The sequence below is a fragment of the Lysobacter sp. 22409 genome, assembly GCF_052045105.1.
Lineage (GTDB): Bacteria > Pseudomonadota > Gammaproteobacteria > Xanthomonadales > Xanthomonadaceae > Lysobacter > Lysobacter antibioticus_B.
Genome location: NZ_JBQEOE010000084.1, coordinates 1 through 8584, shown reverse-complemented (window position 1 = coordinate 8584; position 8584 = coordinate 1). Strand labels below are relative to the sequence as shown.

Sequence of the window (8584 nt, the reverse complement as noted above, 5' to 3'; positions counted from 1 at the left end):
AGTGCGATGCTGTCGCCGGGATTTTTCGATAGGACATCCTTGTCCTATCGAAAAACGGCGCACGTCCTGTGCGCCGCCCTACGGGTCTCCACTTGACCGGCAAAGCGGCAAAGCGGCAAAGCAGATCAAAATCTCGGCAACGGCAACGGCAACGGCAACGGCAACCAGCGCGTGCAAACACGCTGCGCTACCCGCAGATGCGACGAAGGCGCCCTTAGGCGCCCTCGTCGTGAGCGGTTTCGTATCGCCTATCGTGTCGCCGGGCGATACCTCGCGCTCAGTTCCAGCTCAACACGACCTTGCCCGCCTTGCCCGCTTCCATCAGGTCGAAACCCTTCTGGAAATCGTCGATCGGCAGCTGGTGGGTGAGCACCTTGCCGAGCGGGAAACCCGACAGCACGAGCTGGGTCATCTTGTACCAGGTCTCGTACATCTTGCGGCCGTACATGCCGTGCAAGGTCAGGCCCTTGAAGATGATCTTGTCCCAGTCGGCGCCGGCGCCCTTGGGCATGATGCCGAGCATGGCGATCTTGCCGCCGTGGTACATGCAGTCGAGCATGTCGTTGAAGGCGCGCGGGTTGCCGCTCATTTCCAGGCCGACGTCGAAGCCTTCCATGTGCAGGTCGGCCATCACGTCCTTGAGCGACTGGTTGGCGACGTTGACCACGCGGGTGGCGCCCATGTCGGCGGCCAGCTTGAGGCGGAAATCGTTGACGTCGGTGACGACCACGTTGCGCGCGCCGATGTGCTTGCAAATGCCCGCGGCGATGATGCCGATCGGGCCGGCGCCGGTGATCAGCACGTCCTCGCCGACCACGTCGAACTCCAGCGCGCAATGCGCGGCGTTGCCGTAAGGGTCGAAGAACGCGGCCAGCTCGCTCGGGATCTGGTCGGGGATCGGCCACAGGTTGCTGGCCGGCATGACGATGTACTCGGCGAAGGCGCCATTGCGGTTGACGCCGATGCCGACGGTGTTCGGGCACAGGTGCTGGCGACCGCCGCGGCAGTTGCGACAGTGGCCGCAGACGATATGGCCTTCGGCCGAGACGCGCTGGCCGGGACGGTAGCCGACCACGCCGGGGCCGAGATCGACCACGCGGCCGACGAATTCGTGGCCGATCACCAGGCCGGGCTTGATCGTGCGCTGGCTCCACTCGTCCCACAGGTAGATGTGCAGGTCGGTGCCGCAGATCGCGGTCTTTTCGAGCTTGATCAGAACCTCGTTCGGGCCGGGCACCGGCACCGGCACTTCTTCCATCCAGATGCCCTTACCGGCTTCGCGCTTGACCAGAGCCTTCATCGTTTGCGTCATGGGAATCGATACCTGAGAGCTGCGGCCGTGCCGCGCGGGAGACAGGCGCGAATTATACGCCGGCGATGTCGCCCGGGCCGGGCGGGGGTTTGCCCGCGCCGGCCGGCTTGGCCTATCGTCGCGGCTTCGTAATGTTCCGGAATGACCATGCGCCCCCGTGTGTTAGCCCTGTCCCTGGCGCTGTGCGCCACCGCCGCCCAGGCCGACGAAGGCATGTGGATGCCCTCGCAACTGCCCGAGATCGCGCGCCAGCTGCGCGCTGCCGGTTTCAAGGGCGATCCGGCCGATCTGGCCGAGTTGACCCGCGCGCCGATGAACGCTGTGGTCAAGGTCGGCGGCGCCACCGGCGCCTTCGTCTCCGGCGAGGGGCTGGTGCTGACCAACCACCACGTCGCCTTCGGCGTCATCCAGTACAACTCCAAGCCTGAGCGCGACCTCATCGGCAACGGCTTCGTCGCCGCCGACCGCGCCGCCGAGCTGCCGGCCAACCCGGATTTCCGCGTGCTGGTCACCACCGGTTTCGACAAGGTCACCGAGCGCATCCTCGCCGATGCGCGCGGCAAGCGCGGCCGCGCTTATTACGAAGCCGTCGATGCGGCGACCAAGGCGGTCGTCGCCGAGTGCGAGCGCGAAGCCGGTTATCGCTGCAGCGTCGCCAACATGTACTACGGCACCGATTTCTATCTGATCCGCCAACTGGAACTGCGCGATATCCGCCTGGTGTATGCACCGCCGGACGCCATCGGCAACTACGGCGACGAGGTCGACAACTTCGTCTGGCCGCGCCACAGCGGCGATTTCACCCTGTTGCGCGCCTACGTCGGCAAGGACGGCAAGCCCGCCGATTACTCGCCCGACAACGTGCCCTACGCGCCGCCGGGGCACCTGCAGATCGCCACCGAGCCGGTGCGCGAAGGCGATTACGCCATGCTTGCCGGTTACCCCGGTGTGACCTTCCGCCATCGCATGGCGGCCGAGTTCGCCCAGCAGATCGAATGGCAGCTGCCGTCGCGCGTGGCCCTGTACGCCGGCATGATCAAGACGGTCGAACAGGCCGCTGCCTCCGACGCCGAAGCCAAGGTGCGCTATGCCGCGCAAGTGGCCGGCTTCAAGAACACGCTCAAGCGCGCCCAGGGCGAACTCGACGGCCTGCGCCGCAGCGATGCGGTGCGCGTACGCCGCGACGACGAGACCGCGATGCTGGCCTGGCTGAGCAAGCAGGCCGATGCCAAGGCGATCCGCGCCGACATCGATGCGGCGCAGAAAGTGCTCGACGACGCGGCATCGACCCGCGACCGCGATCAGCTATTGACCGCGATCCGCACCCAGGCGCAGCTGTTGAACGCGGCCCTGACCCTGCAGCGCCTGGCGCTCGAACACGCCAAGCCCGACGGCGAGCGCGAGACCGGTTACCAACAGCGCGACGAAACCCTGATCGCTGGCCGGCTCAAGCAAGTGCAGCGCCGTTATGCGCCTGAAGTCGAGAAGGCGTTGTTGCTGGATCTGCTGAGCCAGTACAAGGCGTTGCCGAAAACCTCGCGCGTACCTGAGTTCGACCGTGTCTTCGCCGGCGAAGACGCCGCCACCCTCAAGCAGAGCCTCGATGCGCTGTATGCAGGCACCCGGCTCGGCGACGAGGCGGTGCGCCTGCAAGCGATGAAGGCCGACGCCAAGACCTTGGCCGGGTCCGACGACAGCCTGTTGCGCGCCGCGGCGGCGCTGACCCCGGCGATCCTGGCGCTGGAAGAACAAACCAAGAGCCGCGACGGCGAGCTGTTGCGCCTGCGCCCGGCCTATATGCGCGCCTTGATCGGCTTTCGTAAATCGCAGGGGCGCGCGGTGTATCCGGACGCCAACTCGACCTTGCGCGTGAGCTATGGCGCGGTCAGCACCATGGACCCGCGCGACGGCGTGCGTTATCGGCCGCTGACGACGGTGCAGGGCATCGTCGAGAAGCACACCGGCGTCAAACCCTTCGACGCGCCGCAAGCCTTGCGCGATGCGATCGCCAAGGGCGATTACGGCAGCACCGTCGATCCCGAACTGAAGACCCAGACCGTCGATTTCCTGACCAACCTCGACACCACCGGCGGCAATTCCGGCTCGCCCGTGCTCGATGCCAACGGTCGTTTGATCGGCCTGAACTTCGACAGCAACTGGGAGGCGGTCAGCGCCAGCTGGATGTTCGACCCGCGCTACAAGCGCGCGATCCACGTCGACATGCGCTATATGCGTTGGCTGCTGGCCAAGGTGTATCCGGCCCCGCACCTGCTCGGCGAGATGCAGTTGCCGGCGGAATAAAAGCGAGGAGTGAGCGCAGAGGAGCGAGAAACGAGCAGCGGCGCCGCTTCTTGCTCACTCCTCACTCCTCTGCACTCGCTTCTGCCTCGACATGGCGACCCGGTGCCGTCCAAGCTAGAATCGGAAGCCATTTTCTTATTTGAATCAGGGGTATACGCATGCGTTACACGAAACTGGCTACGGCCATGGTCATGGCCGGCACGCTGGGCGGCCTCGCCACGACGGCCCAGGCCGTCGAAGGCATGTGGGTGCCGCAGCAGTTGCCCGAGATCTCCGCGCCGCTGAAGCAGGCCGGGCTCAAGCTCAACGCCAAGCAGTTGGCCGACCTCACCGGCGACCCGATGGGCGCGGTGGTTTCGCTCGGCGGCTGCACCGCCAGCTTCGTCTCGCCGCGCGGCCTGGTGGTGACCAATCATCACTGCGCCTACGGCGCGATCCAGCTCAATTCGACCGCGCAGAAGAACCTGATGCGCGACGGCTTCAACGCCGCGGCCCCGGGCGATGAAGTCTCGGCCGGCCCGGCTTCGCGCATCTACGTGCTCGACTCGATCCAGGACGTGACCGCGCAGATCAAAAGCGCGATCGCCGAAGCGGTCGAACCGATCGACCGCACCCACGCATTGGAGACGGTAGAGAAGCAACTGATCGCCCAGTGCGAGGCCGAGCCCGGCTACGCCTGCGAGGTCTACAGCTTTTTCGGCGGCAGCACCTACCGTCTGTTCCGGCGCATCGAGATCAAGGACGTGCGCCTGGTCTACGCGCCGCCCGGCAGCGTCGGCAATTACGGCGGCGAAGTCGACAACTGGATGTGGCCGCGCCACACCGGCGACTTCTCCTTCTATCGCGCCTATGTCGGCAAGGACGGCAAGCCGGCCGCGTACGCGAAGGACAACGTGCCCTACCAGCCCAAGCACTACCTGAAGATCGCCGATAAGCCGCTCGGCGAGGGCGACTTCGTCATGGTCGCCGGCTACCCGGGCCGCACCAACCGCTACGCCCTGGCGGCCGAGTTCGACGCCACCGCGGACTGGATGTATCCGACCCTGTCGCAGCACTACAAGAACCTGGTCGCTCTGGTCGGGCAGACCGCGAAGCAGGATCCCGAAATCGGCGTGAAGTACGCCAGCACCGTGCGCGGCTGGCAGAACACGCTGAAGAACTACGACGGCCAGCTCGAAGGTTTCGAGCGCATCGGCGCGGCGAAGAAGAAGCACGCCGACGAAGAGGCCGTGCTGGCCTGGCTCGGCAAGCGCGGCAAGGCCGGCGCGCCGGCGTTGGCCGGCCACGCCAAGATGATCGAGCAGATCGAGGCCGCCAACGCGCACCGCGAGCGCGACACCGTGTTCTCGCAGCTGCGCCGTTTCGGCGTGATCGCCGCGTCCGGCACCCTGTACCGCCTCGCGGTCGAACGCGCCAAGCCCGACACCGAGCGCGAGCCCGGTTACCAGCAGCGCGATCTGCCCTCGATCAAGGCCGCGCTGGAGCAGATGGAGCGTCGCTACGACCCGCGCATGGACCGCGAGCTGCAGGCTTACTGGCTGCGCGAGTACGTCAAGCTGCCGGCCGGCGAACGCATCGCCGAACTCGACCGCTGGCTCGGCGGTTCCGACGAGAAGGCGATCAAGCGCGCGCTCGACAAGCTGGCCAAGACCAAGCTCGGCAGCACCAAGGAGCGCCTGGCGTTGATCGACGACGACCGCGCCGCCATGGACAAGAGCCGCGATCCGGCGATCCAGATGGCCAAGGCGCTGTTCCCGGCGGCGCTGCGCCTGGAGCAGGAAGGCAAGGCCCGCGACGGCGAAACCCTGATCGCGCGCCCGGCCTACCTGCAGGGCGTGATCGACTATCGCAAGAGCAAGAAGCAGGCGGTCTACCCGGACGCCAATTCGACCCTGCGCATCACCTTCGGCAACGTCAAGGCTTACACCAAGCTCGACGGCAGCAAGCAGGCCTCGTTCACCAAGCTCGAAGAGGTCGCCGCCAAGGCCACCGGCCAGGAGCCGTTCAACGCGCCGCAGAACCTGCTCGACGCGATCTCGGCCAAGCGCTACGCCGGCCTGAGCGACAAGCGCCTGAAGACGGTGCCGGTGAACTTCCTGTCCGATCTGGACATCACCGGCGGCAACTCCGGCTCGCCGGTGCTCGACGGCGAGGGCAAGCTGGTCGGTCTGGCCTTCGACGGCAACTGGGAGTCGGTGAGCTCGAACTGGCTGTTCGACCCGGTGATGACCCGGATGATCTCGGTCGATCAGCGCTACATGCGCTGGATCATGCAGGAGGTCTATCCGGCGCCGCAGCTGCTGACGGAACTCGGCGTGCCGGCGAAGAAGTAAGCCGCCGCAGCCGTCTGCCACCGCAAACGCCGGTCGGTTCGCCGACCGGCGTTTGCGTTTGTGCGAGTGCGACGATCCAAAGGGGGTAGGAACGGCGCGACTTGCTTGAACTAACGAAATTTTTAGATTGTCGAGGGGCCGGGCAGGGGCGGCAGCCACAGACACGCTGAAGCGCGACGAACCGAGGGCGCCGCCAAGCCGCGCTTCGACGAATCCGGAATGGCCTTCGCAGAAACAGGCGGGCTAGACTCGACCTCCCGCCTTCCAAGGGACGCTTTGATGCAATACACGGTGCTGGCCCGATCACTGGCCATGGCAGGGACGTTGTCGTGCACGCTGGCCTGGCATGGGGCCGCCCGGGCGGTCGAGGGCGTATGGACGCCGCAGCAATTCCCCGAACTCGCGAGCAAGCTCAAACAGGCCGGCCTGAAGGCGACGCCCAAGCAGCTCGCGCAACTGAGCGACCCGAAAGGCGACCCGCTCGGCGCGGTGGTGCCGTTCGGCGGCTGCACCGCGAGCTTCGTCTCGCCCAAGGGCCTGCTGCTGACCAACCACCATTGCGCGCTCGCCGCGCTGCAGCTCAATTCGACGCCGCAGAAAAGCCTGCTGCGCGACGGGTTCAAGACCGGCACCAACAACGAGGAAGTTTCGGCCGGTGCCAACGCGCGCATCTTCGTGCTCGATTCGGTCCAGGACGTCACCGCGCGGGTGCAGGCGGCGCTGACCGCCGCGGCCGACCCGCTCGCGCGCATCGCCGCGCTCGACGCGCTGGAGAAGCAACTGGTCGCCGAGTGCGAGACCCAGGCCGATTACGGTTGCCGTCTCTACAGTTTCTCCGGCGGCAACCGCTATCAACTGCAGCGCAGCATCGAGATCCGCGACCTGCGCCTGGTCTATGCGCCGCCGGAAAGCATCGGCAACTTCGGCGGCGAGACCGACAACTGGTCGTGGCCGCGCCACACCGGCGATTTCGCCTTCTACCGCGCCTACGTCGGCAAGGACGGCAAGCCGGCGCCGTTCGCGATCGACAACGTGCCCTACCAACCCAAGCGCTGGCTCAAGATCGCCGACAAGCCGCTGGGCGCGGGCGATTTCGTCATGCTCGCCGGCTTTCCGGGCATGACCAACCGCTACGCCATGGCCGACGATTTCGAGGCCAACGCCGACTGGACCTATCCGACCGTCGCCGCGCATTACCGCCGTCTCGCCGCCTTGATCGAAGCCGAAGGCCGCAAGAGCCCCGAAGTCGCAAGCAAGTACGTCGGCACCCTGCGCGGTTGGCTGGGGGCGGCCAAGAGTTACGAAAGCCAGATCGAAAGCTTCCGCCGCACCAACGCGGCCCAGGCCAAGCGCAGCGAAGAAACCGGTTTGCTGGAATGGCTGCGCAAGCAGGGCGCGGGCGGCGAGGCGACCTTGGCCGCGCACGCACGCCTGGTCGAACTCGGCCAGCAGGCGCGCGCCGAACGCGACCGCGACCTGGTGCTCGGCCAGTTGTACGCGACCGGCACCCTCAGCGCCGCGACCCAGCTGTACCGGCTGGCGATCGAGCGCGACAAACCCGATGCGCAGCGCGAGAACGGCTACCGCCAACGCGACCTGGGCGCGTTCGAGAACCGGCTCAAGCAGGCCGACCGCCGCTTTGATGTGCGCATGGACCGGCAGTTGCAGAACTACTGGCTGCACGAATACGTCAAGCTGCCGAAAGAACAGCGCGTCGCCGCGCTCGACCAATGGCTGGAAGGCGACGACGAAAAAGCGATCAAGCGCGCGCTCGACCGCATCGGCAAGTCGCGCCTGGCCAACCCCGAGCAGCGTGCGAGCTGGCTCAAGGCCGACCGCGCCACCTTCGAGAAGAGCAAGGATGCCGGCAAGGACGGAGCGATCCAGTTCGCGGTCGCGGTGATGCCGACGATGCTGGAAATGGAGCGGGAAATCCGCAGCCGCGCCGGCGAGACCTTGAGCGTGCGGCCGGTGTACCTGAAAGCGCTGGCCGACTACCGCAAGGGCCTCGGCCAGCCGGCCTATCCCGACGCCAACGGCTCCCTGCGTATCAGCTACGGCACGGTGTCGCCCTACACCAAGGACAACGGCGCCAAGCAACTGCCGTTCACCCGGCTCGAGGAAATCGCCGCCCGCAGCAGCGGCAAACCGCCGTTCGACGCCCCGCCGGCCTTGCTCGACGCGATCGCGGCCAAGCGTTTCAGCGCCAATCTCGTCGACAAGCGTTTGGGTTCGGTGCCGGTGAATTTCCTCGCCGACCTCGACATCAGCGGCGGCAATTCCGGCTCGCCGGTGCTGGACGGGCAGGGCAAGCTGGCGGGCATCGCCTTCGACAGCAACTGGGAATCGGTGAGCGCGAGCTGGCTGTTCGACCCGGCGTTGACGCGGACCATCTCGGTCGACCAGCGCTATTTGCGCTGGGTGCTGCAGGACGTGTTCCCGGCGCCCAGGTTGTTGGCGGAGATGGGGGTTCCGGCGAGCGGGAAGTAGGTTGGCCTGCTGTCGTTGAAGCGGTTGTTGCCCTTGCCCTTGCCGTTGCAGTTGATGTGCGCCGTCTAAGCCTCGCGAAGGCAATAGAAGACCCGGAGGGCGGCCCGCATGGATGCGGGCCGTTTTTCATCGGGACAGGGATGTCCCG

General features: G+C 66.4%; 4 protein-coding genes. 3 read left to right on the top strand and 1 reads right to left on the bottom strand.

Going from position 1 to position 8584, the window contains the following annotated elements:
* Positions 1-277: 277 nt before the first annotated feature.
* Complete coding sequence (gene tdh, locus ACTJJK_RS22725) at positions 278-1312, bottom strand: L-threonine 3-dehydrogenase (protein WP_031374186.1); 1035 nt, start codon at positions 1310-1312, stop codon at positions 278-280.
* 147 nt (positions 1313-1459) lie between these two features.
* On the opposite strand from tdh, the gene ACTJJK_RS22720 reads away from it, so the two are divergent.
* The 3 genes from ACTJJK_RS22720 to ACTJJK_RS22710 all read left to right on the top strand — a co-directional run bounded on the left by ACTJJK_RS22720 (position 1460) and on the right by ACTJJK_RS22710 (position 8436).
* A complete protein-coding gene (locus ACTJJK_RS22720; protein WP_440731320.1) occupies positions 1460-3613 on the top strand; it encodes a S46 family peptidase in 2154 nt (717 codons plus the stop codon).
* Positions 3614-3855: 242 nt separating this feature from the next.
* Positions 3856-5946, top strand: coding sequence for a S46 family peptidase (locus ACTJJK_RS22715; RefSeq protein ID WP_440731321.1), 2091 nt, complete (start codon positions 3856-3858; stop codon positions 5944-5946).
* A gap of 312 nt (positions 5947-6258) precedes the next feature.
* The gene (locus ACTJJK_RS22710) at positions 6259-8436 is read left to right on the top strand and encodes a S46 family peptidase (protein ID WP_440731319.1); all 2178 of its coding nucleotides are present in this window, start codon (positions 6259-6261) and stop codon (positions 8434-8436) included.
* The last annotated feature ends 148 nt before the right edge of the window (positions 8437-8584 follow it).